Consider the following 26,945-nt stretch of genomic DNA (forward strand, 5'->3'; position numbering starts at 1 on the left):
CGGAGAAGATCCATGTCCATCGGACGTCGTTCCCTGCTCGCCGCGGGCGCCACCGCGCTCGCCGCGACAGTGGTCCCCACCGCGGCCCACGCCAGTGCCGAGCCTGCCTCGCCCGGCACCTACGACGAGGCCATCCGTGAGCTGCTGCGCGGCAACCGCCGCTTCGTCACCGGCCACCTGCGTCACCCGCACCAGAACGTCGCCGCGATCCACCGGCTGGCCGCGGCCCAGGACCCGTTCGTCATCACGCTCGGCTGCGCCGACTCCCGCGTACCGTCGGAACTGCTCTTCGACCAGGGCCTCGGCGACATCTTCGACAACCGGGTGGCCGGCAACATCGTCGACGACCTGCTGCTGGGCAGCATGGAATACGCCGTCGAGCACTTCGACCCGCCGCTGCTGCTGGTGCTCGGGCACGAGCGCTGCGGCGCGATCTCGGCCACGGTCGACATCCTCCGCAGCGGTGGCGAGGCCCCGGGGCACATCGCCGCCATCGTCGACGCGCTGACCCCGATCGTCGAGCCGGTGCTGAGCCTGCCCGGCGACCCGGTCGAGAACGGCGTCGTGGCCAACGTGCGGGCCCAGGTCGCGGCGCTCACCGCGAGCAGCCCGATCATCCGCGAGAAGGTCGAGGCCGGCCACCTCGGCGTGGCCGGCGCGCGTTACGACCTGGACACCGGGAAGGTCACTCTGCTGTAGCGACGGCCCGCTCGGCGGCGGTGATCGCGTTGCGGAACAGCATCGCCACCGTCGTCGGGCCCACCCCGCCGACCCGCGGGGTGATCGCCCCGGCGACGGCGGCGCACTCCTCGGCGACGTCGGGCAGCAGACGCTTGCCCTCGTAGCGGACCCCGGCGCCGATCACCGTGGCGCCCGGCCGGACGTGCTCGGGCTGGATGATGCCGGGCACCCCGGCCGCGGCGATCAGGATCTCGGCCCGCTTGGTGTAGCGCTCCCAGTCGGGCACACCGGTGTGCACCACGGTGACGGCGGCGTTGGCGGTGGGCCGCTTCTGAGCCAGCAGCATGGCCAGCGGACGGCCCAGGGTGGCCCCCCGGCCCAGGATGACGACCTCGCGCCCGGCCACCGGGATCTCGTAGTGGGCCAGCAGCGCCTCGATGCCGGCCGGGGTGCAGGGCAGCGGGCCGGGCAGGCCGACGGCGAGGCGGCCCATGTTGAGCGGGTGCATGCCGTCGACGTCCTTGTCGGGGTCGAGGGTCATCAGCGCCGCGTCGTAGTCGAGGTGGGCCGGGATCGGGTACTGGATGAGCACGCCGTGCACGTTCTTGTCGGCGTTGAGCTCGGCCACCACGTCGAGCAGCTGCTGCTGGGTGATGTCACCCGAGAGGTGCCGGTGCGGGGAGTCGAAGCCGAGCTCGGCGGCCTGCCGCTGCTTGATCCGGATGTAGCCGGCGCTGGCGTCGTCGTCGCCGACGAGCACGGTGGCCAGGCTGGGCGTCACGCCCTGGGCCTTGAGCTTGGCGGCGCGCTCGGAGACGTCGGCCAGCACGGCCTCGGCGACGGGCTTGCCGGGGAGAAGTCGGGCTTCTGAGGACATGCGACCACCTTGTCGCACGGGGGCCCAGGCGGTCGACTCCCCGTGACAGGCTCCCCGATGGTGTATCCATCCCCGGTGCCGCCAGTCGCCGTGGCTACCAAGGATGCCCGACCTGTCCAGGGCCGCCCCGGCCGGGTTGTTACTGTGCGGTAGATCACGGGAGATCGCAGGTTACGGTGATGCGTCGGTTGTGTGTAGGACCCGAGGAGGGCCCAACGGCTGGGATGCGCGGTCGCGACACGCCGATAGACTTTGCCCCCATGAGCGAATCCCTCCCCGCCCCCGACGGCATCCTGGCGACCGTCACCGAGCCCGGTGACCTCAAGCGCCTCAGCCCCGAGCAGCTGACCCTGCTGGCGGCGGAGATTCGCGACTTCCTGGTGGCCAAGGTGTCGCGCACCGGCGGCCACCTCGGCCCCAACCTCGGCGTGGTCGAGACCACCCTGGCCCTGCACCGCGTGTTCGACTCGCCCCGGGACCGGATCCTGTTCGACACCGGCCACCAGGCGTACGTGCACAAGATCGTCACCGGCCGGCAGGACGGCTTCGACCTGCTGCGCCGGCGCGGCGGACTGACCGGCTACCCGAGCCGGGCCGAGAGCGAGCACGACTTCATCGAGAACTCGCACGCCTCGACCGCCCTGTCCTACGCGGACGGCATGTCCAAGGCGTTCGCCCTGCGCGGCGAGGACCGGCACGTCGTGGCCGTGGTCGGCGACGGCGCGCTCACCGGCGGCATGTGCTGGGAGGCCCTCAACAACATCGCCGCGGCCAAGAACCGCCTGGTCATCGTCGTCAACGACAACGGCCGGTCGTACGCGCCGACCATCGGCGGCCTGGCCGACCACCTCTCCACGCTGCGGCTCAACCCCGGCTACGAAAAGGTGCTCGACCTGGTCAAGGACGCGCTGGGCTCGACACCGGTGGTGGGCAAGCCGGTCTACGAGGTGCTGCACGCGGTCAAGCGCGGCATCAAGGACGCGGTCAGCCCGCAGCCCATGTTCGAGGATCTCGGCATCAAATACCTGGGCCCGGTCGACGGGCACGACGTGCAGGCCATGGAGTCGGCGCTGCGCCGGGCCAAGGGCTTCGACGCGCCGGTCATCGTGCACGCGGTCACTCGCAAGGGTTACGGCTACCGTCCCGCCGAGCAGGACGAGGCCGACTGCCTGCACAGTCCGAGCAGCTTCGACGTCGAGACCGGCAAGTCGCTGGCCGCCTCCAAGCTCAAGTGGACGAGCGTCTTCGCCGACGAGCTGGTCAAGATCGCCGACGACCGGCCCGATGTGGTGGGCATCACCGCCGCCATGGCCGAGCCGACCGGCATCGCCGCACTGGCCAAGAAATACCCCGAGCGCTCGTACGACGTGGGCATCGCGGAGCAGCACGCGGTGACCAGCGCGGCCGGCCTGGCCATGGGCGGCCTGCACCCGGTCGTGGCGGTCTACGCCACGTTCCTCAACCGCGCCTTCGACCAGGTGCTCCTCGACGTGGCGATGCACGAGCTGCCCGTCACGTTCGTGCTCGACCGGGCCGGGATCACCGGCCCCGACGGCCCCAGCCACTACGGCATCTGGGACATGAGCGTCTTCGGTGTCGTGCCCGGGATGCGGATCGCCGCCCCGCGCGACGAGGCGACGCTGCGCGAGGAGCTGCGCGAGGCTCTCGCCGTCGACGACGGCCCGACGCTGGTCCGCTTCCCGACCGGCGCCGTGCCGGCCGCGTTGCCCGCGCTGCGCCGGGTCGGCCAGGTCGACCTGCTGCGGGAGGACGAGCGCAAGGACGTGCTGCTGGTCGCGGTCGGCTCGTTCGCCGGGCTGGGCCTCGAGGTCGCCGAGCGGCTGGCCGAGCAGGGCTTCGGGGTCACCGTGGCCGACCCGCGCTGGGTCCGCCCGGTGCCGATCGAGCTGACCGGCCTGGCCGCTCAGCACCGCCTGGTGGTCACGCTGGAGGACGGCATGCGGGCCGGCGGCGTGGGCGACGCGGTGGCCAGCGCCCTGCGGGACGCGGGGGTCGAGGTGCCGCTGCGCGACTTCGGCGTGCCGGCCGGGTTCCACCCGCACGGCACGCGGGCCGAGATCCTGACCGAGCTCGGACTCACCGCGCAGGACGTGGCGCGCGGTGTCACCGAGTGGGTGGCCAAGCTCGACGCGCAGCCCGCGAACGCGGAAATTCGCCGATAGGGTCGTTAAACGGACGGCGGTTGGGCAGTTCCGTTATCTGCTCGTTACTTTTGGGGCATGACGGTTCAGGGCAACACGGTGGTCATCGATCTGGGCCTGGAGCGGGGTGAACCCGATTCGTACGACGCGCCGCAACGCTCGACGTACCCGGGCTGGTTCCCCGCCGCCGTCCTGGCCGTGCTCGTGCTGCTCACCGCCGGGGCCTCGGCCGCGCCCGCCAAGCCGCCGTTCACCGAGGTGTTCAGCCTCAAGGTGGGGCCGGCCGACCCGTACGCGCTGACCGAGGACGGCCAGCTGCTGGCCCAGGCCTACGGCACGCTCGGCGCCTACGACCTCGACGACGGTGAGTCGCAGTGGGAGGCGGGGCAGGAGATCCCCGTCTACCGGCTGCGCCTCGGCTCGGGCCTGATCCTCATGCGCCCGTGGAGCGTCGGCGCCCGCGACCCGGGCACCACCGCCGTCTCGATCGACGACGGCGATCTGCAGTGGCGGCGTTCCGGCCAGGTCATCACTCTGGCCGGGTCGCCGACCCTGCTCTCGGTCGTGCCGGTGCGCGGCTTCGGCAGCAGCGCCAACCGGCGGATCAACGGGCCGGTCGACGCCATCGACCCGGACACCGGGCGCACCCTCTGGACCGTCAACGTGCCGTCGACCGCCACCCTCGTGGCGCTGCCGGGCGCGGGCGACGCCGGCACCCGCATGCTGCTCGTGCACGACGACCGCACCATGGCCGTGCACGACCTGGTCACCGGCGAGCGCCTGACCCGGACGAACGTGCCGGCCGCGGACTACGACCAGGACAACCCGGTGGTGGTCGGCGGGACGATCCTGCTGCGGCACCCGGGCCGGCCCAGCATGGAGTTCTCGGCCTACGACGCGGTCACGTTGCGCAACCTGTGGTCGAAGCCGGCCGACGGGGCGTACGACGTCGAGACCTGCGGCGCCCTGGCCTGCCTGACCGGGCCCGGCGGCATCCGCGCGGTCGACCCGGCCACCGGCGACACCGTCTGGCAGCGGCCCGAGTGGCGGGGCATCCAGCAGTTCGGCACCCAGTTCGTCGCGTACGGGTCGGCGGAGTACACCCGACCGCTCGGCCTGATCAATCCGGACACCGGTGCCCTCGAAGTCGACCTCACCGGATGGCGCCCGGTCACCGGAACGGCTACCCAACACCACCTGCTGGTCACCAGGGCAACCGAACCCGGAGGCCGTACGATGGTCGCCGTTGCCCGGCCCGGCGAGAACGCACCACGGCTGCTCGGGGCGCTGCCGACCGGCACCGGCGACTGCCAGGCCGCGGACGAGCGCCTGGTCTGCCGCTCGATGTACGGCCGGCTCATCGTGTGGGCGTACGGCTTGAAGGGGTAAGCGTTGGCACTGATCGAGCTGGACCTGACGACCCAGCCCGACCAGACGTCCACTCCGCTGCCTCCCGCCCACCGCTACCGCCTGCCCGGTCTGCTGCTGGTCGCGGTGCTGGCGCTGGCCGCCGGAGGCGCCGCGCCCGCCCTGCCGGTGCTCTGGCGCTACCTCGGCGCCGTGCCCGCCGCGGGCGGCCCGGAGGCGCCGTTCCAGCTGGCCGGCGGCCGGGTCTACACGGTCGAGGCGGCGGGCCAGGAACGCGTCACCACGGCCTGGAGCCTGGAACGCACGCCGCGCGAGCTGTGGACGGTGAGTTTCCCGGCCCGCGTCTCCGGTCCCGACGAGATCAGCTGGGGCGCGGTCGACGCCGAACAGGCGGGCGACGTGGTGCTCTTCGGCGACGGACCGGACACGACGATCGTGGACGCGGCGACCGGGGCGATCCGGTGGACCTCGCCGGTGGCCGTCACGCCGCTGCCGGGCGGCCGGATCGGCGTCACCCAGCGGCACGACTTCCGCTCCGGCACCGTCTACGACCAGGCCTCGGGCGAACCCGGCATGCTGTACTTCTCGGCCACCGGCGAGCCGCACACCGAGCCGCCGCTGCGCACCCACATCAACGGGGTCGACCTGACCGACGGCCGGGTGCTGTGGACGCTGACCGTGGCCGGCTCGGTCAACGTGGCCGTGCCGCCGGGCGACGAGACGGCCGCGCTGCTGCTCTCCTCCGACCGGCTGCGCCGCATCGACGGCACCACCGGCGAGGTCGTGGGGAACCGGTCGCTGCCCCGGGTGGGCGGGATCGCCCCGGCCACCGGGGAACTGGTCGACGGGCTGATGATGGTCTACTACGGCCGCCGGGGGATCGTCTCGCGCGAGGTCGCCTACGCCCCCGACACCCTCGAGCAGCGCTGGCAGCGGCGCGTGCCGACGATGATGACCGACCCGGCCAACTGTTCCGGCCTGCACTGCGCGGGCGGCCGTCAGGCCCTCGACGTGCTCGACCCGGACACCGGCCGGGCCCGCTGGCGGGCACCCGACGACGTCGATTTGGCGAAATACGGGAACTACGTGATCGAGGTGGGTGTCGAGTCGGGTATGCCGGTGCGGCTGGTCGACCCGGACACCGGCGTCACCCGCGTCGACCTGACCGGCTGGCGGGCCGAGGTGGTGGGCCAGGCCGGGCAGCCGATCGTGCTGCGGCGCGGCATCGACGCCGGGGCCAGCGCGTTCGGCGTGGTGGTGGACCGCCGCGACGAGATCCAGCCGCTCGGCGTGACCGGCGGCCCGGTCAGCGACTGCGCCTCCGACGCGCGGCACGTGGTCTGCCGCACCGACGACGGGCTGCGAATCTGGGCCTATCGGGCCTGATCTATCACCGAGGGTCATCGGCAGCGCACAATGAGTGCCGTGGCCGGCGGAGTCATCGAACTCGGCGAGGTGCCCCGCGAGACGCCCACCGTCGTCGGGGCCGACCGGCTGGTGCCGCGCCGGGCCCTGCTGATGCTGCTGTCGGCCCTCCTCGTCGCGACGACCGCGGCCGCGGCCCCGCTGCCCGCCCTCGGCCGGCCCACCATCGTGCCGGCCCGGCTGGGCGACACCATGTTTCTCGACGGGCGGCGAATGCTGCTGGTCAGCGGCTCGGCCACGCTCGTCTCGCAGATCAGCCGCCGGGTCGTGCGGGCCTACGACCTGCCCAGCACCCGCCTGGTCAGCACCACCACGGTCACCGTCTCCGGCGGCATCAACCAGGTGCTCCCGGCGGGCGACACGGTAGTGGTTTCGTACCAGGTGGACGCGAGCGGCACCTGGGCCACGGTGGCGGTGGCCGAGGGCACCGAGCAGACCCGCTGGCGCCGCACGGCCCGGTTGATCGCGGTCTCCGAGGCCGACGGCCAGGCGCTGCTGGGCACCGACGAGGCGGTGTCCGCCGTCGACCTGCGCACCGGCGCCACCCGCTGGCGGCTGCCCCGGCCACCGGACGGCTACATCGCCGAGACCGGCTGGGACGCCACGAACTATCCGCGCTGGCTGGTGCTGCTGACCGACTCGGGCCGGTTGGAGAGCCGCGACCCGCACACCGGGGCGCTGCTGGCCACCCGTGCGATCCCGCCCCGCGAGGGTCGCGCCAACGGGCTGATCTGGCCGGTCGACGACCTGGTCATGGCGGACGACGGCGGGCCCGGCTTCGCCGCGTACCGGCTGCCCGCCCTGACCCCGCTCTGGCACACCGGGGCCGACCTGTCGAGCAGCTGGATGCAGGCCGCTTGCGGGCGCCTGATCTGCACGTTCCGGCAGCAGCGGGGGCTCACGGCGATCGACCCGGCCGACGGGCGGGAACTGTGGGAGAACCCCGACTGGGCGTACGCCGAGCCGGTCGGCCCCTACCTGCTGGCGACCCGGGCCGAGCGCGGCGTGGACGAGCCCGGGCTGTGGGTGATCGACCCCGCCACCGGACGGTCCCGGGGGAACTTCGGCCGGTGGGAGTACCTCGCGGCGACCGGGGACGGGCGCTTCTACGGCAAGCTCGACGTCCCGGGGGAGTTCCTGGTGCACTACGGGATCCTCGACCCGGACACCTTCACCGTACGGGTGCTGGGCACGGCGGCCGACGTCTCCAACAGCTGCCAGGCCGTGGCCGGTCTGCTGATCTGCCGGCTCGTCGACGCCTCGGTCGCCCTGTGGCCCCTTCGGTAGCCTCTTGCTTACAGCCTCTTCACACCCGGTCGGCGAGGCTGGGCCCGGCGGTTCGACGGAGGTCTGCGGTGCGTGTGCTGGTTGTGGAAGACGAGCGGAACCTCTGCGATGCGATCGCCCGCGGGCTGCGGCGCAAAGGCATGGCGGTCGACGTGGCCTACGACGGCCTGCAGGGCCACGAGATGGCCTACGTGACCCGCTACGACGTGGTCGTGCTCGACCGTGACCTGCCCGGCATGCACGGCGACGAGATCTGCGCGGCCCTGGTCGAATCGGGCGCGCTGACCCGGGTGCTCATGCTCACCGCCAGCGGCACGGTCGCCGACCGGGTCGAGGGCCTGCAGCTGGGTGCCGACGACTACCTGGCCAAACCGTTCGCCTTCGAGGAGCTGGTGGCCCGGGTGCAGGCGCTGGGCCGGCGGGCCACCCCGGCCGCCCCGCCCGTGCTCACCGTGGGCAACCTGGTGCTCGACCAGACCCGCCGGGTCGTCACCCGCGGCGGCACCCCGATCGAGCTCACCAACAAGGAGTTCGGCGTGCTGGAGGAACTGCTCAAGGCGCGCGGTGGTGTCGTGTCGAGCGAGGAACTGCTGGAACGGGTGTGGGACGCCAACACCGACCCGTTCACCACGACCGTACGGGTGACCGTCATGACGCTGCGGAAGAAGGTGGGCGACCCGCCGCTGATCGAAACCGTGGTCGGCGCCGGCTACCGCGTGCCCGAACCGGTCGTCCTCTCATGACGGTCTACCTCGGCCGCGAGCAACCCCCGCCCGGACTGCCCCGGCCCACCCTGCGGCTGCGGCTGACCCTGCTCAACGGCATCCTGCTGGTCGGCGCGGGAGCGATCCTGGTGCTGCTGGCGTGGCTGCTGGTGGGCGACGTGATGCACCCCGGCGTGGGGCTGCAACCCGGCTCCGTGGTCACGCTGACCGACGGGCGTACGGTCGACGCCGCCCAGTGGCAGGAGGCGCTGGTCGACCAGGCGGCACGCGAGATGCTGGTCAAAGGCCTGGTGGCGCTGTTCGCGATCGGCATCATCGGCATCGCCGGGGCGTACGCGGTGGCCGGCCGGGCCCTGCGCCCCCTGCACACCGTCACCCAGACCGCCCGCCGCCTGGGCGAGGAGACGCTCGACCAGCGCATCCGCTACTCCGGGGCGGACGACGAGGTGGCCGAACTGGCCCGCACCTTCGACGCGATGCTGGACCGGCTGGCCGGCGCGTTCGAGTCGCAGAAACGGTTCGTCGCGAACGCCTCCCACGAACTGCGCACCCCGCTGGCGGTGATGCGCACCGAGATCGACGTGACCCTCAGCGACGACGAGGCCGACGTGGCGGAATACCGCCGCATGGCCAAAGTGGTGCGCAACGCCTCCGAACGGGCCAACGGGCTGGTCGACGCGCTGCTCGTGCTGGCCCGCTCCGAGGCCCAGTCCGGGCGGCGGCTCGTGCGCAAAGTGCCGGCCGACATGGCGATGAGCGTGACCAACGCGTTGTCGGCGGTGAAAGCCGAGGCCGAACGGCTCAAACTCGACGTGACGACCGACCTGCAGCCGGCGCCCGTGGTGGGTGACCCGTCACTGCTGGACCGGCTCGCGGGCAACCTGATCGAGAACGCGATCCGCTACAACCACCTGCTGGGCCGGCTGTGGCTGCGCACCGAGACGGTGAACGGTCAAGCCCGGCTGGTGGTGGGCAACACCGGCTACGAGGTCGAGCCGGGGGACGTGCCGGGGCTGTTCGAGCCGTTCCGTCGTGGGGGCTGGGAGCGTACGGGGTCCCGGGGATCCGGTCTGGGGTTGTCGATCGTGCGGGCGGTGTGCGACGCGCACGGAGGGACGGTCTCGGCGGTGGCCCAGGCCGGAGGCGGGCTGGAAGTGACGGTGTCGCTGCCCACGGCCGACGCGACACCCGTGGTGGCGGCGTCGGCCTCGGTGCCGCGGGCCAAGCTGGCCTGAGCTCTGCTACGCGGCCTCGCGGCGGATGGTGCGCCAGCGGGACTCGCTGATGCCCAGCTCGGCGGCGATCTCGGCCTCGTTGAGGCCGGGCCGGGCGGCCTTGATCTGCGTCGCCAGGGCGATCGTCTCGGCGGGGGTGCGGCGGCTCTTCCCGGATCGGTCGGCGGGGGCCGTGACCGCGCGGCCGCTGGGGGTCGAGCGCTGCGCGGGGACAACTCGGCCGTTGGCGGCTTCGCGCGCGGAGGTGCTCGGCCGGTTTTCGCGCGCGGAGGTGCTCGGCCGGTTTTCGCGCGCGGTGGCGCTCGGCCGGTTCTCGCGCGTGGGGGTGCTCGGCCGGTTCTCGCGCGTGGGGGTGCTCGGCCGGGCGGGTGCGGTGGCCCGGCTCAGTGTGCGCGGCGCCGGCTGGGGCAGGGCGGCCGCGACTTCTGCCAGCGCGGCGGCCGTGGCCGGACCGAGCGGGCCTGATGCGCGTCCAGGGCCGTTCACCCGCGCCTGAGCCGCCGCGAGCGGACTGGGAATGAGGCCCGGAACGGGGTCGCCGGGGAACTCGGCGGAAATGGTGCCGGGCTGCGGCTGGCTCAACGGCTGCGGCTGCGGGTGCGACGAGGTCATCGGCGGCGCCGTCGGTTCGGACTGGGCGCGTTCCAGAGTCGAGATGCGCCCGCCCAGTTCGACCAGGCAGATGCTGGCCACCACGATCAACCCGTCGACCGAGAGCGGCAGCAGGTAGGGCGAAGCCCCCGTCTCGCCGTAGCGGGCCGCCACCCCCACCATGTGCCAGTAGGAGACCCAGGCCGCGATGCCCGCGATGATCGCCGTGGCCACCAGCCGCAGCACGGCCAGGTAGCGCCGGTGCACCGGCACGCGGGAGATCAGCTCGACGGTGAGCAGCAGGGCGAGCGGGGGCCAGGCGGCGATGGCCTGGCTGATCGGGTTGTCCAGGGCGTGCAGGACGTTGGCGACCACGGAGGCGGCCACGCCGAGCAGCAGTGTGGCTCGCACGGCCCACCGGACGCGGCGCAGTTGCTCCAGGACCACCGGACGTCTCCTCAGCCTTCGGACGGGGTTCGGCCAACCATCCTGAACGCTGCTGGTAACGCCAACGCCTCCGGACGGGAACCGTGACCGGTCCGTTCCGGAGGCGTTGTGACTACGTGATCGTCGCGCGCGGCGTGGCGCCTTGACGCGCTTAGTTCTTCTTTTCGATCTGGGCTCGGAGCTTGGGGAACTCGGCCTTGGCCCCGCTCACCGACTCGTAGTACCAGATGATCATGCCGACGCTGCCCTCGTCGGCCCAGGTGCAGATGGCCATGTCGATGCCCGAGGTCTCGGAGCGGCCGCACTTGGCCGCGCCGCCGAGCGCACCCGTGGGGGCGTTCGTGATGTTCTCGATCTTCAGCCCGCCGATGCCGGCGCCGTAGAAGGTCTGTTCCAGCTCGACCTTCGGGTTGGCGATGGGCGCCTCGGCCGCGGCCACGATGACGATGTTCTGGTCGGCCACGTCGCCGTAGAGCGCGCCCACCGAGTTCGTCGCGCCCGGCACCGAGGCCAGGCCGCTCTTGAGCTGGTCGGCGATCGCCTTGAACTGCTGCGAGGTCAGCTTCTTGCGGCCGCCCAGCGTGGCCGGCTCCGAGATCGAGACCGTGGACGCCGCCGGGGGCTCGGTCGTGGGCTCCTCGGCCGGCTCGGTGGTCGGGGCCGCCGTGGGCGCGGTCGTGGAAAGGCCGCTCAGGTTGTCCCGGTCGGTGTCGCCGTCGCGGGTGGCCAGCACGATAGCGGTGATGCCACCGATGCAGAGCACCAGCACGATCGCCACCGAGATCAGGATGATCGGCAGCGTGCGCGACTTCTTCTTCGGCGCCTGCGGGGGCGGGAAGCCGCCGGCGGGCTGACCGTACGGGGGTTGCTGCCCGTACTGCGGCTGCTGTCCGTATGGCGGCTGCTGCCCGTACTCGTTACCGCCGGGCTGGCCGTACTGCGGTTGCTGCCCGTACGACGGCTGGCCGTAGTCGGGCTGACCGGACGACGGATACGGCGTCGTGGGCGGGTAGTTCGGCTGGCCGTACTGCGGCTGTCCCGGATACGGCGGCTGACCCTGGTTCGGCTGGCCTGACGACGGGTCATTGGGGTAGGGCTGGCCGGGGTACGGGGGCTGCGACATCAAGCGCTCCATCATTCGGGTACCGCGCGAGCCTAGCGTCACAGTACGAATCCGCACGTCAACTGTTCTGGGTGGCGAGACGATCCGTACGGGCAAAAACGACGCCCCGCACCTTTTCCGGTGCGGGGCGTCGTCAACGCGACTCTGCGGGTCAGGCGGGCAGGCTCGCCACGCCCGGGGGCAGGAACCGCTTGCCGGTCACCCGCTCGGAGGTGCCGCTGCGGTCCAGGTACGGCGTCACGCCGCCCAGGTGGAACGGGTAGCCGGCACCGAGGATCATGCACAGGTCGATGTCCTGCGCCTCCGCCACCACGCCCTCGTCGAGCATGATGCGGATCTCCTCGGCCAGCGCGTCCAGAGCCTTCTGGCGCACCTCGTCGGCGCTCAACGGCGCCGTGCCCCCGGCCACCAGCTCGGCGACCTCGGGGTTGATCTCGTCGTCGACCATGACGGGCAGGCCGGCGTCGACGATCTTCTTGAGGTTCGCGGACTCGGCGAACCGGTCCGGGAACGCCCGGTGCAGCGTCTCGCCCACGTGGTAGGCCACGGCCGGCCCGACCAGCTGCAACAGCGCGATCGGGCGCATCGGCAGGCCCAGCGGGTCCATCGCCTCGTTGACCACGTCGAGCGGCGTGCCGGCGTCGACGGCCTGGAAGATCTCGCTGGTGACCCGGGTCAGCAGCCGGTTGACCACGAACGCCGGGGCGTCCTTGACCAGCACCGACGACTTCTTCAGCTCCTTGCCGACGGCGAACGCCGTGGCCAGCGTGGCGTCGTCGGTCCGCTCGCCCTTGATGATCTCGAGGAGCGGCAGCACGGCGACCGGGTTGAAGAAGTGGAAACCGACGACCCGCTCAGGGTGCTCGAGGTCGGCCGCCATCGCGGTCACCGAGAGCGAGCTGGTGTTGGTGGCCAGGATCGCCTCGGGCGTCACGATCTTTTCCAGCTCGGCCCAGATCTGCTTCTTGAGCTCGAGGTTCTCGAAGACAGCCTCGATCACGAAGTCGGCGTCGGCGAACACCGACTTGTCGACCGAGCCGCTGACCAGGCCGCGCAGCTTGGCCGCGGTGCCCTCGTCGAGGCGGCGCTTGGCGACCAGCTTGTCGATCTGCTCGGTCACGTACGACACGCCCTTGTCGACGCGGGCCTGGTCGATATCGGTCAGCACGACCGGCACCTGCAAGCGGCGCGCGAACAGCAGGGCCAGCTGCGAGGCCATCAGGCCGGCGCCGACGATGCCGACCTTGGTGACCTTGCGGGCCAGCGACTTGTCGGGCACACCGACCGGGCGCTTGGCCCGCCGCTGCACCAGGTCGAACGCGTACAGGCTGGCCCGGGACTCGTCGCCCAGGATCAGGTCGGCCAGGGCCTCGGTCTCGGCCCTGGTGCCGTCGGAGAACGACGCGTCCTTGGCCAGGGCAAGCAGCTCGAGGGCCTTGTTGGCCGACGGGACCGCGCCGTGCAGCTTCTCGTCGAGCTGCTGCTTGGCGAAGAAGAGCACGCCCTCCCACATGTCCTTGTCGACCTCGGGCCGCTGCACGGTCAGCTCACCGTCGACCACCGCGGCCGCCCACTCCAGCGAGCGCTCGATGAAGTCGGCCGGCTCGAAGAGCTGATCGGCCACGCCCAGCTCGACCGCTTGCTTGGGGCGCAGCACCTTCTGGGTGAGCGGGTTCTGCAGGATGACCTGGGCCGCGCCGGGCACACCGATCAGATTGGGCAGTAACTGGCTGCCGCCCCAGCCGGGCACCAGGCCGATCGCGACCTCGGGCAGGCCGAGGGCCGCCGCGCCACCGGAGACCGTGCGGTAGTGACAGTGCAGCGCCACCTCGAGGCCACCACCGAGGGCGGCACCGTTGATGAACGCGAAAGTCGGAATCGACGAGTCCTTGAGCCGCGCGAAGACCCGGTGACCCAGCTCGCCCAGCTCGACCGCCTGCTCCCGCGAGGTCAGGAACGGAATGCCGGTGATGTCGGCGCCGACGCAGAAGATGTACGGCTTGCCGGTGAGCGCGATGAAGTCCGGCTTCTCCGCGGTGGCCGACGTGATCGCCTCGTCGAGAGAGCGCAGACCGGCCGGCCCGAAGCTGTTCGGCTTCTTGTGGTCGAACCCGTTGTCCAGCGTGATCAGGGCGGCCTTCTTGCCCTGGACGTGAACAAAGCGGACGAGCGCCTTGGTGACGACCTCGTTCGGGTGCTCGATCACTTCGCCTCTCCGTCCCAGTTCGGGTTCTCCCAGATCACGGTGCCGCCCATGCCGATGCCGATGCACATGGCGGTGAGGCCGTAACGGACCTCGGGGTGCTCGGCGAAGTGCCGCGCGAGCTGCGTCATCAGGCGCACGCCGGACGAGGCGAGCGGGTGCCCGATGGCGATCGCGCCGCCCCACGGGTTGACCCGCGGGTCGTCGTCGGCGATGCCGTAGTGGTCGAGGAACGCCAGCACCTGGACCGCGAACGCCTCGTTCAGCTCGAACAGGCCGATGTCGTCGATCGTGAGCCCGGCCTTCTTGAGGGCCTTCTCAGTCGACGGGATCGGGCCGTAGCCCATGATCTCGGGCTCGACGCCCACGAAACCGTACGAGACCATCCGCATCGCGACCGGCAGCCCCAGCTCGCGGGCCGTCTCCTCGCTGGCCAGCAGCGCCGCCGTGGCCCCGTCGTTGAGGCCGGCCGCGTTGCCCGCGGTGACCCGGCCGTGCGGGCGGAACGGGGTCTTGAGCGTGGCCAGCTTCTCCAGCGACGTCTCGCGGGGCGCCTCGTCGGCCGTGGCCAGGCCCCAGCCCTGCTCGGCGCTGCGCAACGCCACCGGCACCAGATCGGGCTGCAGCTTGCCGTCGGCGTACGCCTTGGCCGTCTTGAGCTGCGAGTTCAACCCGTAACGGTCGGCCCGCTCCTTGGTGATGTGCGGCAGGCGGTCGTGCAGGTTTTCCGCCGTCGAACCCATCACCAGCGCTGACGGGTCGACCAGCTTCTCGGCGATGATGCGCGGATTGGGGTCGACGCCCTCACCCATCGGGTGGCGGCCCATATGTTCGACACCGCCCGCGATCGCCACGTCGTAGGCGCCCATCGCGATGCCGCCGGCCACATTCGTCACCGCGGTCATCGCGCCCGCGCACATGCGGTCGACCGCGTAGCCGGGGACGGTCTTGGGCAGGCCCGCCAGCAGGGCGGCGGTGCGGCCGATGGTCAGGCCCTGGTCGCCGATCTGGGTGGTGGCCGCGATGGCGACCTCGTCGACCCTTTCCGGCGGGAGCTGGGGGTTGCGGCGCATCAACTCACGGATGCAGCGGATGACCAGGTCGTCGGCGCGGGTCTCGGCGTACATGCCGCCCGCCTTGCCGAAGGGGGTGCGGACGCCGTCGACAAAGACGACCTCGCGTACTTCACGGGGCACGGTACCTCCTCAGGACGTGGGTGAATGCTACTCGCCAGTAACTAGGAGGTGCCACCGAGTCCGGGAAACTTCACAGGAGACTTCACCTTCAAGATCAAGAGCTTGATGTCCCGGCCGGGTGGGGGGTGACGGACCGTCGCTCCCGCGGGGGCCGCGGCGGGTTTCGCCGGCCGCTACGCGTCCAGAACGCGAAACCCACCACGGCGACGTGCGTGCGTGGTCGCGCCCTGCAAAAGGCGACGGCCGGTGATCAGCTCGAGTGGTCGCGAAGCGCTTCCCAGGCCAGCATGCCCGTGACAGCGTCGAGTCGCTCGCCGATGACCAGGCCGCCCTGATCGGCGATGTGGCAGTCGTACATGCCGTTCTCGTGCCGGCTGTTGCGCATCTTCACCACGTTGAACAACCGGCCGAGTTCGGCCCGGCGCTCGACGTAGCGAACCTGGAACACGTTGTGGAACAGATACATGAGGCCCGCGAGCGGATCCTCGACCGGGCCCAGCGTCCGCGTCTCGCTGGTCACCCACAACGACGCGCCGGCGGCCCGGACGATGCCGAGCATGCTGCGCAGATAGGCCGGGAAGCGCTGGGCCTCGCGCGCGGCGTGGGCCATCTCGGCCAGGCTGTCGATGACGACACGCTTGATCGATCCGTCCTCGAGGTTGTGCCGGATCATCGAGGCGAGCACGTCCAGGTCGAGATCCAGCGCGCCTACCGGCACATGGGCGATGTCGAGCCGGCCGCGCTCCCGGGCGGCGCGGAAGTCCCAGCCGAAGCGGGCCGCCATCTCCTCCAATTCCTCGGCTGTGTCCTGGAACGTGACGTACAGACACCCCTGATCTCGTGCCAGGCCCTCGGCCACGAAGGCCAGGCAGCCGATCGTCTTGCCCACACCCGAGGGGCCGAGCACGACGGTGCCGTCGCCGTCCGGGATGCCACCGTCGATCAGCGGATCGAGGCCGGGGATGCCGGAGGCCAGCCGCTCGCCGCGGGGCGGCATGTCGGTCGGCAGGAACGACTCGACGCGCGGGTAGACCTGAACACCGTCGGAGGTGATGTGCAGCGTGTGGTTGCCGCCGAGCGGGTTGGCCGCGCGCATCTTGACCACCCGCAGGGCACGCCGGTCGACCGGCTCGCGAATGTGGTGCGACAGCGAGAGAATGCCGTCGGCCACGGCGAACTCCACGCCCGTCTGCACATGCTCGTCGTCGTACTCGCCCAGCAGCAGCAGGACAGCCCCGCTGTGCGAGACCCGGCTGGTCAAATCGTAGAGGGCGGTGCGCAGCGCCTGATCGCTGACGAAGTCACGCAGCATCATCGTGCTGTCGATGACCACCAGCACCGGCTCGTCGTCGAGCGCCTTGCGCACCACCTCGTTGATCAATACCTCGAGGTCGTTCGCGGCGCTGTCGCGCAGGATGTCGCCCAGGTGCACGTATTCGACGCGCGGGCCCAGCGACCGAGGGTCGAAGAAGGAGAAGTCCCGCAGGTGTTCCACGAGCTTGGCGTGCGGCTCGGAGAGCGTGGTGTAGTAGATCGCCTTGCGCTCCTCGGTGGCGACGGCGAAGCAGATCTGCTGGGCCAGGATGGTCTTGCCGGTCCCCGGCGGTCCGGAGACCACGACCACCGAGCCCGGCTGCAAGCCGCCGCCGAGGATCAGGTCGAGGTCGGCCAGCCCCGTGGACAGGAGCTTCATGAAGCCTGCCGTCCTTCCTGGAGCAGGCGCTCGGCCGCCGCGAGCACCTCGGCCCGCTGGTAAGGCTTGGCCAGGGCGGCGTCGGCCTCGACCGCGAGCTGCCAGTCGGCGCTGACCGAGAGGATCGGGATGGAGGCGGTCGCCGGGTCGGCGCGCAGCCTCCGGATCAGCTCGACCCCTCCCATCACCGGCATCATCACGTCGGTCACGACCAGGTCGGGCGGGGCGTGCCGGACAGCGTCGAGCGCTACCTCTCCGTTGCCGGCCTCGGCCACCTCGTGGCCGGCCTTGACGAAGATGCGGTGCAGCAGGAATCGCAGGTCCGGCTCGTCGTCAACCACCAGAATCGTCCCCACGCCCCCGTCCCTTCGCCGGGAAAAGCATATTTCGTCCGGTGACAGGAGCGGTGCGTTAAGGGGAATTTGCCGGGCTCCCGGGCCGGCTGGAGCCGGCGCCGGGAGTGCGGGTCAGGTGATCGAGGGGGCGGGCAGGGCGTCGGCCAGCTGGTCGGCGAGCAAGGTGACCTGCCAGTTGCGGGCGCCGAAGCCGCGGAGCGTGTCGCCCACCGTCTGCGGGGTCACCTCGTCGGGCGGGGACCAGGCCAGGCGGCGGACGAAGTCCGGGCTGATCAGGTTTTCCGGGGGCAGGTTGTGCGACTCCGCGGTGGCCACCACGATCGCCCGGCAGCGGGCCAGCCGGGCCGCCGCCACCGGGTCACGTTCGGCCCAGCGGTGCGGCGGAGGCGGACCCTCGACCGGCTGATTGATCGGCAGCGCGTCGTCGGGCAGGGCACGGGCCTCGTCGAGGGCGTCGAGCCAGACCCGGGCCAGGCGGCGCACTGAGCGGCCCCCGAAACCGGCGATGCCGAGCAGGGTGCGCTCATCCTTGGGGTCGGCCTCGGCGGCGGCCACGATCGCCGAGTCGGGCAGCACCCGGCCGGGCGCGGAGTCGCGGCGCGCGGCCACGCCGTCCCGGGCGTACCAGAGCGCGCGGACTCGCGACTGGGCGCGGGCCCCGCGAACGCGGTGTATTCCCGACGTGCGGCGCCACGGGTCGGGACGCACCCGCGGCGGCCGGTCGGCGCTGGCCACCAGGGCCGCGAACTCCTCGGCGGCCCACGCCGTCTTGCCCTGCCGGTCGAGCTCGGCCGCCAGGTGGTCGCGCAGGTCGGTGAGCAGCTCGACGTCGAGCGCGGCGTAGGTCAGCCACGACTCGGGCAGCGGCCGGGTCGACCAGTCGGCGGCCGAGTGGTGCTTCTCGAGCGAGAAGCCGAGCAGCTGTTCGGTCAGGGCGGCCAGGCCGACCCGCTCGAACCCGGCCAGCCGGGCCGCCAGCTCGGTGTCGAACAGCCGGCGCGGCTTCATGCCGATCTCAGCGAGACACGCCAGGTCCTGACTGGCCGCGTGCAGCACCCACTCGCTCTCGGCCAGCGCGGCGTCGAGCGTGCGCAGGTCGTCGAGCGGCAGCGGGTCGATCAGCACCGTGCCCGCTCCGGCCCGGCGCAACTGCACCAGGTAGGCCCGCTGGGTGTAGCGATAGCCGGAGGCGCGCTCGGCATCGACGGCGACCGGCCCGGAACCCGCGGCCATCCGGGCCACGATCTCGGCCAGTTCGTCGTCGGTCTCGACCGGTCGGGGGGTGCCCTCACGGGGCGCGGTCAACGGTACGGGTTCGGGACCGCCAGACGTCGGGTCGGGCGAGTCGGCGTGCGGTCGTCCGTCCCTTTCGGGCTCCGGCGTGTCCCGACGGCGCAGGGGTGCTTCGTCGGTCACTCCGTAACCGTACGGGGACCCCACCCCGCCTGCTTGCAGCCGGGTCCCGGCGCGCCGTTTCTCGATCGACAACAAAGGCCCGTCCCGGCTGATCCGGAGCGCGGTTTTCTCCGTACTACCCCCCGCAGCGCCGATACCCGGGAGGCCGCGCCGGATGACCATGACCTACGAACCGTTCACCCCCGCGGGCTCAGGTGAGCAGCGCCGATACGACGGACGCCGCCGCGCCGACGAGCCGCAGGAGCAGTGGACGGCGCCCGGAGGTCAGTGGGCCGGGGCCCCCGAGGGGCAGTGGGCCGAAGCGCCGCCGGACCAGTGGGCGGCGGACGGGCAGTGGGCGGCGCCGCCGGCCCGCCGGACCGAACCGCCGGCCGATCCGTGGGGCGCCCCCGCCGACCCGTGGGGTGAGGCGGCGCCGGGGCATCAGCGCGCCCGCGTCGCGGAGCAGCACTGGGACACCCCGGCCCCGATCCCGCAGCAGCGCCACACCGGGGAGCAGCCGCGCTTCTCAGGGGAGGCGCAGCGCCACGCGGGGGAGCAGCCGCGCTTCGCGGGCGAGTCGCAGCGCCACGCGGGGGAGCAGCCGCGCTACGTCGACGAGCAGCCCCGGTTCGCGGGTGAGCAGCCCGGGTTCGCGGGCGAGCAGCCCCGATTTGCGGGCGAGCAGCCGGCCTGGCCCACGGCCCCCGGGCGTAAGGGGGAAACCGGGCCGGCCCCCCTGCGCGGCAATCGCCTCAAACCGCTCGTGATCGGCGCCGTGGTGCTGCTGCTCCTGGTGGCGGGGTGGCAGGCGTACCGGATCGAGGGAATGAGCCGGCACAACCAGGATCTGGCCACCGTGCTCTCGGCCGAGCAGGAGCGCACCGACCGGCTCGAGAAGGAGCTGGCCGGCGTGTTCGACCCCGAGGGCGTGTCGTCGGGGGTGTTGCCGAGCGTGTTCCGGGTGCGGGCGGGCGGTTTCACCGGCACGGCGTTCTCGGTCGGCAAGAAGGCCGGCGCCGGCCAGGCCAACCTGATCACGAACTATCACGTGGTCGCCGAGACGTGGACCGGCGGCGGGCGCCGGGTGTCGCTCGAGCGCGGCAGCACCCGGATCAACGCCACGATCGTCAAGGTCGACAAGGCCAAGGACCTGGCGCTGCTGCGGGCCGGTCAGACGATCGCCCCGCTGGGCACGGCGACGGCCCAGGTCAAGCCGGGTCAGCAGGTCGTGGTGGTGGGCGCGCCGCTCGGGCTCGACGACTCGGTCACCACCGGCGTGATCAGCGCCTACCGGCCGAACGACGCCGACGGCCCGACGATCCAGTTCGACGCCCCGATCAACCCGGGCAACTCGGGCGGTCCGGTGGTCAACTCGAGCAAGCAGGTGGTCGGTGTGGCCACGGCGAAGGCCAAGGACGCCGAGGGCATCGGCCTGGCCATCCCGATCAGGACGGCCTGCCAGACTCTCGCGGTCTGTTAGGAGAAGACGCGAGCCTGCCCGCTCGGGGGGTTGCGGTCAACCCACGCGTTGAGCGCGGTCGCCGAGAGTGGTCACGCCGGGTGGGGGCAGGCCCGCGGTCGAGCTCAGCATCGCGCACCAGCCCTGCAGGTGGGCGCCGAAGTCCGTGCCGGTCGGGGTCCAGGAGGCGCGCACCTCGAGGTCGGCCGTGGGCGCCGGGCCGGCCAGTTCGCCGAACCGGGTCGACGTCGTCTGGGTGATCGTGCCGCCGATCGCCGTGTAGGCCGCCCCGTGCTGGTCGAGCGCGTCGGTCAGCCACGTCCAGGCCACGGCGGACAGCATCGGGTCGCCCGCCAGGTCGTCCTCGAGCTCGGCCGTGACCAGCGTGACCAGGCGGATGTCGCCGTGCCAGGCCTCGTGCCCGGCCGGGTCGTGCAGCAGGATCAGCCGGCCGCCGGCCACCTCGTCGCCGGAGCGCAGCACGGTGGCGCTGATCGCGAACGCGAACGGCGCCAGACGCTGCGGCGCGGCGATCTCCTCGAGCAGGATCTCGGGCCGAGGCGCCGGTGCCCGCAGAGCGTCGACCGCGCGGGCGAACGCCGGAGGGACAGCGGAGGGGGACGCCATGGGGGAAGACTATGCCGCCGCGCGGTGTCCGTCGCCGATCGGCGCGCCGCGCGTGTCGTGGGACGATGGCGCGGTGACTTCAGTCTTGAACGATTCGACTTTCGTGCGGGCGTGCCGCGGCGAGGCCGTGCCGCACACCCCGGTCTGGTTCATGCGGCAGGCGGGCCGGTCGCTGCCCGAGTACCGCAAGATCCGGGCGGGGGTCGGGATGCTGGAGTCGTGCCGCCGGCCCGAGCTGGTCACCGAGATCACCCTGCAGCCCGTACGGCGGCACCACGTCGACGCGGCCATCCTGTTCAGCGACATCGTCGTGCCGATCGCGGCGGCCGGCATCGACCTGGACATCGTCGCCGGCACCGGCCCGGTCGTGGCCGAGCCGATCCGCGCCGAGGCCGACCTGGAGCGGCTGCGGCCGATCACGGCGGACGACGTCGATTTCGTGGCCCAGTCGGTCGAGCTGCTCGTCCGGGAGCTCGGCGCGACCCCGCTGATCGGGTTCGCCGGGGCGCCCTTCACGCTGGCCAGCTATCTCATCGAGGGCGGGCCGTCGCGCACGTACCTCAAGACCAAGGCGATGATGTACGGCGCCCCGAAGCTGTGGGACGCGCTGCTGTCGCGCCTGGCCGACATCACGCTGGCCTTCCTGCGCACGCAGATCGACGCCGGGGTGAGCGCGGTCCAGCTGTTCGACTCGTGGGCCGGGGCGCTCAGTGAGGCCGACTACCGCGAGCACGTGCTGCCGCATTCGGCCCGGGTGCTGGGTGGCCTGGCCGACGCCGGGGTGCCGCGCATCCACTTCGGAGTGGGCACGGCGGTGCTGCTTAGGGCCATGGGCGAGGCCGGGGCCGACGTGGTGGGGGTCGACTGGCGCACCCCGCTCGACCAGGCGACCGGGATCATCGGGCCCGACAAGGCCGTACAGGGGAATCTCGACCCGGCCCTGCTCTTCGCGGGGTGGGATGTCGTGCGGCGCGAGGCCGACCGGGTGCTGGAGCAGGGCAAGGCGGCGCCGGGGCACGTCTTCAACCTCGGCCACGGCGTGATGCCCGAGACCGACCCGGACATCCTGACGCGGCTCGTGGCCCACATTCACGAAGCTCGGTAGGGCCGAAGGTACTGGCGGATGCAACTCACACCCGCCGACCCCAGCCGTCCGGGCCGGGGCGAGTGGTGGAAGGCTTGTTCTCGTGCGAAAGCGGGTTGCGGTCATCGGAGGCGGCATCGCCGGTCTGGCGGCCGCCGTGCGACTGCGCGACCTGACGCCGCCCGACACCGAGATCATCGTGTACGAGCAGAGCGGCGCCCTCGGCGGCAAGCTGCGCACCGGTGAGCTGGCCGGCGTGACCGTCGAGCGCGGCGCCGAGTCGTTCCTGATGACCGGGTCCGACGGCGCCGAGTCGGCCGCGGTGGGCCTGGTCAAGCGCCTGGGCCTGGAGCGAGCGCTGGTGCATCCGCAGCGGGTGCCCGCCGCGCTGGCGCTGGGCGGCCGGCTCGCCCCGATGCCGGCCGGCACCCTCGTGGGCGTGCCGAGCGACCCGGCCACGCTGGGCGACCTCGCGCGGGCCGAGGCCGGTCACGACGCCGACGGCGGCCGGCCGCTGCTCGCCGAGGGGCAGGACGTCGCGGTCGGCGTGCTGGTCCGCGAGCGCTACGGCCCCGAGGTCGTCGACCGGCTGGTCGACCCGATGCTGGGCGGCGTCTACGCGGGGCGCGCCGATCGGCTCTCCCTCGAGGTGACGATGCCGCAGCTTGCCGCGACGGCCCGGGTCGAGCACACGCTGAGCGGGGCGGTGCGGGCGGCGCAGGCCGCGAGCAAGCGCGTGCCCGGTCAGCCGGTGTTCGGGGCGCTCGAGGGTGGGCTGAGCCGCCTCGTGGGCGCGGCCGCCACCGCGAGCGGCGCCCGGATCAGCATGGGCCTGCCCGTCCGTGAGATCGCGCGGACGCCGCACGGCTGGCGGTTGCTGCTGGGGCCGGTCGCCGCGCCGCCCGGCTTCTCGCCGTCCCCGGAGGCAGCCTCGCCCGACCTGTCGGCGCTCTCCGCCCGCGCGGGCTCCGGCGCTGACCGGGCGCCGGCCGGCAGCGGCAGCCCGCCCAGCCGCGAGCTCGTCGATGACGGGTGGGCGCCGCAGACCGACGACGTCGACGCCGTGGTGCTGGCGGTCCCGGCCAGGCCGTCCGCGCGCCTGCTGACCCGCGTTGCGCCCGACGCGGCCGCGGCGATCGGCGAGTTGAACTACGCGAGCGTGGCGCTGGTCGCCCTCGCGCTGCCGCCCGGCACCGAGCTGCCCGCGCTCAGCGGCTTCCTGGTGCCACCCAGCGAAGGCACGCTGGTCAAGGCGGCTACCTTCGTCACCCGCAAGTGGGCCCGCCCCGAGGGCAGCCCGGTGATCGTGCGGGTGTCGCTGGGCCGGGCCGGCGAGGAGGAGCGGCTGCAGTTCGACGACGCGGTGCTGACCGAGCGGGCCCACCGGGAGCTGGGCGACCTGCTCGGCGTCGCCCTGCCCGCGCCGGTCGCCACGTGGGTGCAGCGCTGGGGTGGCGGCCTGCCGCAATACACCCCCGGGCACCGCGAGCGGCTGGCCGCGGCGCGGGCCGGGCTGCCGCCGGGGCTGGCGCTGGCCGGGGCGGCGTTCGACGGGGTCGGGATCCCGGCCTGCGTCGCGAGCGGCGAACGGGCCGCCGAAGACGTGTGCAAGGCGATGGAGGACGCAGCATGAGCGAGCAGACGCAGTCGAACGCGGCACGGATCAACGAGCTGAACGCGACGATCCGCTACACGATGTGGTCGGTGTTCCGGGCCGAGACGCCGTTGCCGGCGTTGCGCGACGAGCTGGCGGGCGAGGTAGACGGCCTGTTCGAGCAGCTCGCCGGCAAGGACGTGACGATCCGCGGCACGTACGACGTGGCCGGCCTGCGCGCCGACGCCGACGTGTTGATCTGGTGGCACTCCAGCTCGCCCGACGCCCTGCAGGAGGCGTATTCGCTGTTCCGGCGCACGGGTCTGGGCCGGCACCTGGCCCCGGTGTGGTCGCAGATGGCCCTGCACCGGCCGGCCGAGTTCAACAAGAGCCACCTGCCCGCGTTCCTGGCCGGGGAGGAGGCGCGGCCGTACATCTGCGTCTACCCGTTCGTCCGGTCGTACGAGTGGTATCTGCTGCCCGACGAGGAGCGCCGCCACATGCTCGCCGAGCACGGCCGGATGGCCCGGGGCTACCCCGACGTGCGGGCCAACACGGTGGCGTCGTTCGCGCTGGGCGACTACGAGTGGATGCTGGCCTTCGAGGCCGACGAGCTGCACCGCATCGTCGACCTGATGCGTGACCTGCGGGCCTCCACGGCTCGCCGGCACGTGCGCGAGGAGGTCCCGTTCTACACGGGCCGCCGGCGTTCGATGAGCGAGCTGGTCGCGGCCCTGCCCTGAGCGGTCAGCTACGCCTCGATCTCGCGGCGCATCGGGATGTGGGGGATGCCGTCCTCGATGTATTCCGGGCCGGTTTGCTGGTATCCGTACCTGGTGTAGAACTTCGCCAAGTGCGCCTGGGCGTCGAGGACGCTGGGGCGGTGACCGATGACCGTCAGAGCGTGGTCCATCAGGCGGCCCGCCAGGCCGGCGCCGCGGGCCTGCGGAGCGGTCACGACCCGGCCGATCCGTTCGACGCCGTCGTCGTCGAGGATGCGCAGGTAGGCGCGGACCTCGCCGTCGCGCTCGAACCACAGGTGGCGTGTGCCGGGCTCGGTGTCGCGGCCGTCGATGTCGCCGTAGACGCAGTCCTGCTCGACCACGAAGACGTCCGCGCGGAGCTTCAGGATCGCGTACAGGGTGGTGGTGTCGAGGTCGCGGAAGCTGGCAGTACGGAGATCGTCAGCCGGTTCGGGATGCATGCCGAAAGGGTAAGCGGCACGCCGTTACCCGTATCGTGGCGTGGCGTTATAGGGATGGAAGCCCGAGCTGTGGAGGTCTTGATGATCAAGAGGAACAAACTCTTCGGCAACAAGACGCGGGTGACCTTCTGTCTGCCCGTCAATCAGCCCGCCGGGCCGGTCAGCGTGGTCGGCACGTTCAACGGCTGGGAGCCGGGCGCCCACGAGCTCAAGCCGCGCCGCGACGGCACCCGCACGGTCAGCGTGACCGTGCCGCCGGGCAACTATCAGTTCCGCTATCTGGCCACCGACGGGCACTGGTTCGACGACGAGAGCGCCGACTCGGTGGGCCCGCACGGAGGAGAAATTCGCGTTTAAGTCGTTTCGGCCGGGCCTCTCCGGGGACTTGCTTGACTCGACAAGCAATCTTCCAAGGGAGGAATCACCGTGTCCGAAGTGCGACTTTCGATCATCTACTACTCGTCCACCGGGACGCTCCACAAGATGGCCGAGCGCCTGCGCGAGGCGGGTGAGAAGGCCGGCGCCGAGGTGCGCCTGCGTCAGGTGGCCGAGCTGGCCCCGCCCGAGGCGATCGCCTCCAACGCGGCGTGGAGCCAGCACTTCGACCGCACCAAGAACGAGCCCAAGGCCACCGCCGACGACGTGACCTGGGCCGACGCTGTGCTGTTCGGCTCGCCCACCCGCTACGGCAACGTGGCCAGCCAGCTCAAGCAGTTCCTGGACACGCTGGGCCCGCAGTGGGCGCAGGGGCAACTGGCCGACAAGGCGTACGCGGGCTTCACCGCCACCCAGACCGCGCACGGCGGGCAGGAGTCGACGCTGCTCGCGCTGTACAACACGATCTACCACTTCGGCGGCATCGTGGTGGCGCCCGGCTACACCGACCCGCTCAAATTCGCCGACGGGAACCCGTACGGTGTCTCGCACGTGACGGGCGGGAACAACGATGCCCCGTTGGGCGACGCCGAATACGCCGCTCTGGACCATCTGGCGCAGCGCATCGTTCGCGTCGCGAGCATGCTGAAAAGCGAATAAAACTACTCATCTCTCGCTAACCTGACTGCATGACCACGTACGAGACCTTGGACCTGCAATCGCGGGTCGCGCGATACGAGACGGCTCTCGACGAACTGCGCTCGGCCCACCACGACGTGCGGGCCGTGCTGCAGGACCAGGTGCTCTACGAGCGCTGGCAGCAGATCGGGACCGAGCTCGGCTTCATCGGCAGTGCGAACGGCCAGCCGCAGGATCTGCAGGCGCTCAGCCAGCAGATCCCGCAGATGTCGGAGTCCTGGGCCAGCTGAGGGCGCCGTCAGCACCGGTGCCGGCCGCACCGGGGCGCGCCGCGCGACTCGGCCCACACGTTGTGCCGGGCCGGGCCGCGCGGCGGGTAGGTTGGCTGCCATGCCCGTCGACACCCAGTACGAGGACCTGTTGCAGCGGGTCCTGACCACCGGCACACCCAAGAACGACCGCACGGGCACCGGCACGGTGAGCCTGTTCGGTGAACGTCTGCGTTACGACCTGTCGGCCGGTTTCCCGCTGATCACCACCAAGCGCGTGCACTTCAAGTCGGTGGCCGTCGAGCTGCTGTGGTTCCTGCGCGGCGAGAGCAACGTCGCATGGCTGCGCGACCAGGGTGTGACGATCTGGGACGAGTGGGCGTCGGAGTCCGGTGAGCTCGGCCCGGTCTACGGCGTGCAGTGGCGCTCGTGGCCCACCCCCGACGGCGGGCATGTCGACCAGATCAGCGGTGTGCTGGAGACGCTGCGGCGCGACCCCGACTCCCGCCGCATGATCGTGTCGGCGTGGAACGTGGCCGACCTGCCCGAGATGGCCTTGTCGCCGTGCCACGCGATGTTCCAGTTCTACGTGGCCGACGGCAAACTCTCGTGCCAGCTCTACCAGCGCAGCGCCGACCTCTTCCTCGGCGTGCCGTTCAACATCGCGAGCTACGCGCTGCTGACCCACATGATCGCCGAGCAGGTCGGCCTCACGCCGGGCGAGTTCATCTGGGTGGGTGGCGATTGTCACATCTACAACAATCACGTCGAGCAGGTGACCGAGCAGCTCTCCCGCGAGGCGTACGAGTTCCCGCGGCTCGAAATCGCGCCGGTGTCCTCGCTCTTCGACTACAAGTACGAGGACTTCACGGTCGTCGACTACAAGCACCACCCGGCGCTGCGGGCCCCGGTCGCCGTATGACGATC

At 71.9% G+C, this 26,945-nt stretch carries 25 protein-coding genes and 1 riboswitch; of the genes, 15 read left to right on the top strand and 10 right to left on the bottom strand.

Going from position 1 to position 26,945, the window contains the following annotated elements; translation table 11 throughout:
- Positions 1 to 12 precede the first annotated feature (12 nt).
- A complete protein-coding gene (locus BKA14_RS38150; protein ID WP_184955588.1) occupies positions 13 to 699 on the top strand; it encodes a carbonic anhydrase in 687 nt (228 codons plus the stop codon).
- On the opposite strand, the gene BKA14_RS38155 is transcribed toward BKA14_RS38150, so the two are convergent.
- Positions 686 to 1,558 carry a bifunctional 5,10-methylenetetrahydrofolate dehydrogenase/5,10-methenyltetrahydrofolate cyclohydrolase gene (locus tag BKA14_RS38155; RefSeq protein WP_184955589.1) on the bottom strand — a complete coding sequence of 291 codons (873 nt, stop codon included), beginning with the start codon at positions 1,556 to 1,558 and terminating at the stop codon, positions 686 to 688. The genes BKA14_RS38150 and BKA14_RS38155 overlap by 14 nt on opposite strands.
- Before the next feature lie 15 nt (positions 1,559 to 1,573).
- A riboswitch (ZMP/ZTP riboswitch) is annotated at positions 1,574 to 1,657 on the bottom strand.
- A 161-nt stretch (positions 1,658 to 1,818) separates the two neighbouring features.
- Between BKA14_RS38155 and dxs the strand changes: the two genes are divergently transcribed.
- From dxs to BKA14_RS38185, 6 genes are all read left to right on the top strand, one after another.
- A complete protein-coding gene (gene dxs, locus BKA14_RS38160) occupies positions 1,819 to 3,741 on the top strand; it encodes a 1-deoxy-D-xylulose-5-phosphate synthase (RefSeq protein WP_184955590.1) in 1,923 nt (640 codons plus the stop codon).
- A 57-nt stretch (positions 3,742 to 3,798) separates the two neighbouring features.
- Entirely contained in the window at positions 3,799 to 5,109 is a 1,311-nt protein-coding gene (locus BKA14_RS38165; protein ID WP_184955591.1) for an outer membrane protein assembly factor BamB family protein, read from the top strand.
- 3 nt (positions 5,110 to 5,112) lie between these two features.
- Positions 5,113 to 6,474 carry a PQQ-binding-like beta-propeller repeat protein gene (locus BKA14_RS38170; RefSeq protein WP_184955592.1) on the top strand — a complete coding sequence of 454 codons (1,362 nt, stop codon included), beginning with the start codon at positions 5,113 to 5,115 and terminating at the stop codon, positions 6,472 to 6,474.
- A 39-nt stretch (positions 6,475 to 6,513) separates the two neighbouring features.
- The gene (locus tag BKA14_RS38175) at positions 6,514 to 7,800 is read left to right on the top strand and encodes an outer membrane protein assembly factor BamB family protein (protein ID WP_184955593.1); all 1,287 of its coding nucleotides are present in this window, start codon (positions 6,514 to 6,516) and stop codon (positions 7,798 to 7,800) included.
- Positions 7,801 to 7,868: 68 nt separating this feature from the next.
- Positions 7,869 to 8,543 (top strand): response regulator transcription factor, encoded by a 675-nt coding sequence (locus tag BKA14_RS38180; protein WP_133874990.1) that lies wholly within the window; start codon positions 7,869 to 7,871, stop codon positions 8,541 to 8,543.
- A complete protein-coding gene (locus BKA14_RS38185; protein WP_184955594.1) occupies positions 8,540 to 9,760 on the top strand; it encodes a sensor histidine kinase in 1,221 nt (406 codons plus the stop codon). The genes BKA14_RS38180 and BKA14_RS38185 overlap by 4 nt, the downstream gene beginning before the upstream one ends.
- Before the next feature lie 6 nt (positions 9,761 to 9,766).
- Here the strand turns inward: BKA14_RS38185 and BKA14_RS43375 are convergent, their stop codons facing one another.
- The 7 genes from BKA14_RS43375 to BKA14_RS38220 form a co-directional block, all read right to left on the bottom strand.
- Positions 9,767 to 10,798 (bottom strand): DUF2637 domain-containing protein, encoded by a 1,032-nt coding sequence (locus BKA14_RS43375; protein ID WP_203722052.1) that lies wholly within the window; start codon positions 10,796 to 10,798, stop codon positions 9,767 to 9,769.
- Between the two features lie 151 nt (positions 10,799 to 10,949).
- Positions 10,950 to 11,921: a hypothetical protein gene (locus BKA14_RS38195; protein ID WP_184955595.1), complete on the bottom strand. Its 972-nt coding sequence runs from the start codon at positions 11,919 to 11,921 to the stop codon at positions 10,950 to 10,952.
- A gap of 151 nt (positions 11,922 to 12,072) precedes the next feature.
- Positions 12,073 to 14,127, bottom strand: coding sequence for a 3-hydroxyacyl-CoA dehydrogenase NAD-binding domain-containing protein (locus BKA14_RS38200; protein WP_184955596.1), 2,055 nt, complete (start codon positions 14,125 to 14,127; stop codon positions 12,073 to 12,075).
- A complete protein-coding gene (locus tag BKA14_RS38205; protein ID WP_184955597.1) occupies positions 14,124 to 15,320 on the bottom strand; it encodes a thiolase family protein in 1,197 nt (398 codons plus the stop codon). The genes BKA14_RS38200 and BKA14_RS38205 overlap by 4 nt, the downstream gene beginning before the upstream one ends.
- Positions 15,321 to 15,570: 250 nt before the next feature.
- A complete protein-coding gene (locus BKA14_RS38210) occupies positions 15,571 to 17,013 on the bottom strand; it encodes an RAD55 family ATPase (protein ID WP_184955598.1) in 1,443 nt (480 codons plus the stop codon).
- Complete coding sequence (locus BKA14_RS38215; protein ID WP_184955599.1) at positions 17,010 to 17,369, bottom strand: response regulator; 360 nt, start codon at positions 17,367 to 17,369, stop codon at positions 17,010 to 17,012. Before BKA14_RS38215 ends, BKA14_RS38210 begins: the two co-directional genes overlap by 4 nt.
- 111 nt (positions 17,370 to 17,480) lie before the next feature.
- Positions 17,481 to 18,785, bottom strand: coding sequence for a ribonuclease D (locus tag BKA14_RS38220; protein WP_184955600.1), 1,305 nt, complete (start codon positions 18,783 to 18,785; stop codon positions 17,481 to 17,483).
- A gap of 154 nt (positions 18,786 to 18,939) precedes the next feature.
- On the opposite strand from BKA14_RS38220, the gene BKA14_RS38225 reads away from it, so the two are divergent.
- Positions 18,940 to 20,247, top strand: a complete 1,308-nt coding sequence (locus tag BKA14_RS38225; RefSeq protein WP_239092518.1) for a S1C family serine protease — start codon at positions 18,940 to 18,942, stop codon at positions 20,245 to 20,247.
- A gap of 36 nt (positions 20,248 to 20,283) precedes the next feature.
- Here BKA14_RS38225 and BKA14_RS38230 read toward each other — a convergent pair whose 3' ends face one another.
- Entirely contained in the window at positions 20,284 to 20,853 is a 570-nt protein-coding gene (locus BKA14_RS38230; RefSeq protein ID WP_184955601.1) for a DUF3000 domain-containing protein, read from the bottom strand.
- A gap of 73 nt (positions 20,854 to 20,926) precedes the next feature.
- Between BKA14_RS38230 and hemE the strand changes: the two genes are divergently transcribed.
- From hemE to hemQ, 3 genes are all read left to right on the top strand, one after another.
- Complete coding sequence (gene hemE, locus BKA14_RS38235) at positions 20,927 to 21,958, top strand: uroporphyrinogen decarboxylase (protein ID WP_239092517.1); 1,032 nt, start codon at positions 20,927 to 20,929, stop codon at positions 21,956 to 21,958.
- Between the two features lie 82 nt (positions 21,959 to 22,040).
- Positions 22,041 to 23,570: a protoporphyrinogen oxidase gene (gene hemG / locus BKA14_RS38240; protein ID WP_184955603.1), complete on the top strand. Its 1,530-nt coding sequence runs from the start codon at positions 22,041 to 22,043 to the stop codon at positions 23,568 to 23,570.
- Positions 23,567 to 24,274 (top strand): hydrogen peroxide-dependent heme synthase, encoded by a 708-nt coding sequence (hemQ, locus tag BKA14_RS38245; RefSeq protein ID WP_184955604.1) that lies wholly within the window; start codon positions 23,567 to 23,569, stop codon positions 24,272 to 24,274. The genes hemG and hemQ overlap by 4 nt, the downstream gene beginning before the upstream one ends.
- Positions 24,275 to 24,282: 8 nt before the next feature.
- On the opposite strand, the gene BKA14_RS38250 is transcribed toward hemQ, so the two are convergent.
- Positions 24,283 to 24,735: a GNAT family N-acetyltransferase gene (locus BKA14_RS38250; protein ID WP_184955605.1), complete on the bottom strand. Its 453-nt coding sequence runs from the start codon at positions 24,733 to 24,735 to the stop codon at positions 24,283 to 24,285.
- An 81-nt stretch (positions 24,736 to 24,816) separates the two neighbouring features.
- On the opposite strand from BKA14_RS38250, the gene BKA14_RS38255 reads away from it, so the two are divergent.
- From BKA14_RS38255 to BKA14_RS38270, 4 genes are all read left to right on the top strand, one after another.
- Positions 24,817 to 25,092, top strand: a complete 276-nt coding sequence (locus BKA14_RS38255) for an isoamylase early set domain-containing protein (protein WP_184955606.1) — start codon at positions 24,817 to 24,819, stop codon at positions 25,090 to 25,092.
- A 69-nt stretch (positions 25,093 to 25,161) separates the two neighbouring features.
- The gene (wrbA, locus tag BKA14_RS38260) at positions 25,162 to 25,770 is read left to right on the top strand and encodes an NAD(P)H:quinone oxidoreductase (protein ID WP_184955607.1); all 609 of its coding nucleotides are present in this window, start codon (positions 25,162 to 25,164) and stop codon (positions 25,768 to 25,770) included.
- A gap of 29 nt (positions 25,771 to 25,799) precedes the next feature.
- The gene (locus BKA14_RS38265) at positions 25,800 to 26,039 is read left to right on the top strand and encodes a hypothetical protein (RefSeq protein WP_184955608.1); all 240 of its coding nucleotides are present in this window, start codon (positions 25,800 to 25,802) and stop codon (positions 26,037 to 26,039) included.
- A gap of 100 nt (positions 26,040 to 26,139) precedes the next feature.
- Positions 26,140 to 26,940: a thymidylate synthase gene (locus BKA14_RS38270; RefSeq protein ID WP_184955609.1), complete on the top strand. Its 801-nt coding sequence runs from the start codon at positions 26,140 to 26,142 to the stop codon at positions 26,938 to 26,940.
- Positions 26,941 to 26,945: the final 5 nt, after the last annotated feature.

Source organism: Paractinoplanes abujensis (genome assembly GCF_014204895.1).
GTDB lineage: Bacteria > Actinomycetota > Actinomycetes > Mycobacteriales > Micromonosporaceae > Actinoplanes > Actinoplanes abujensis.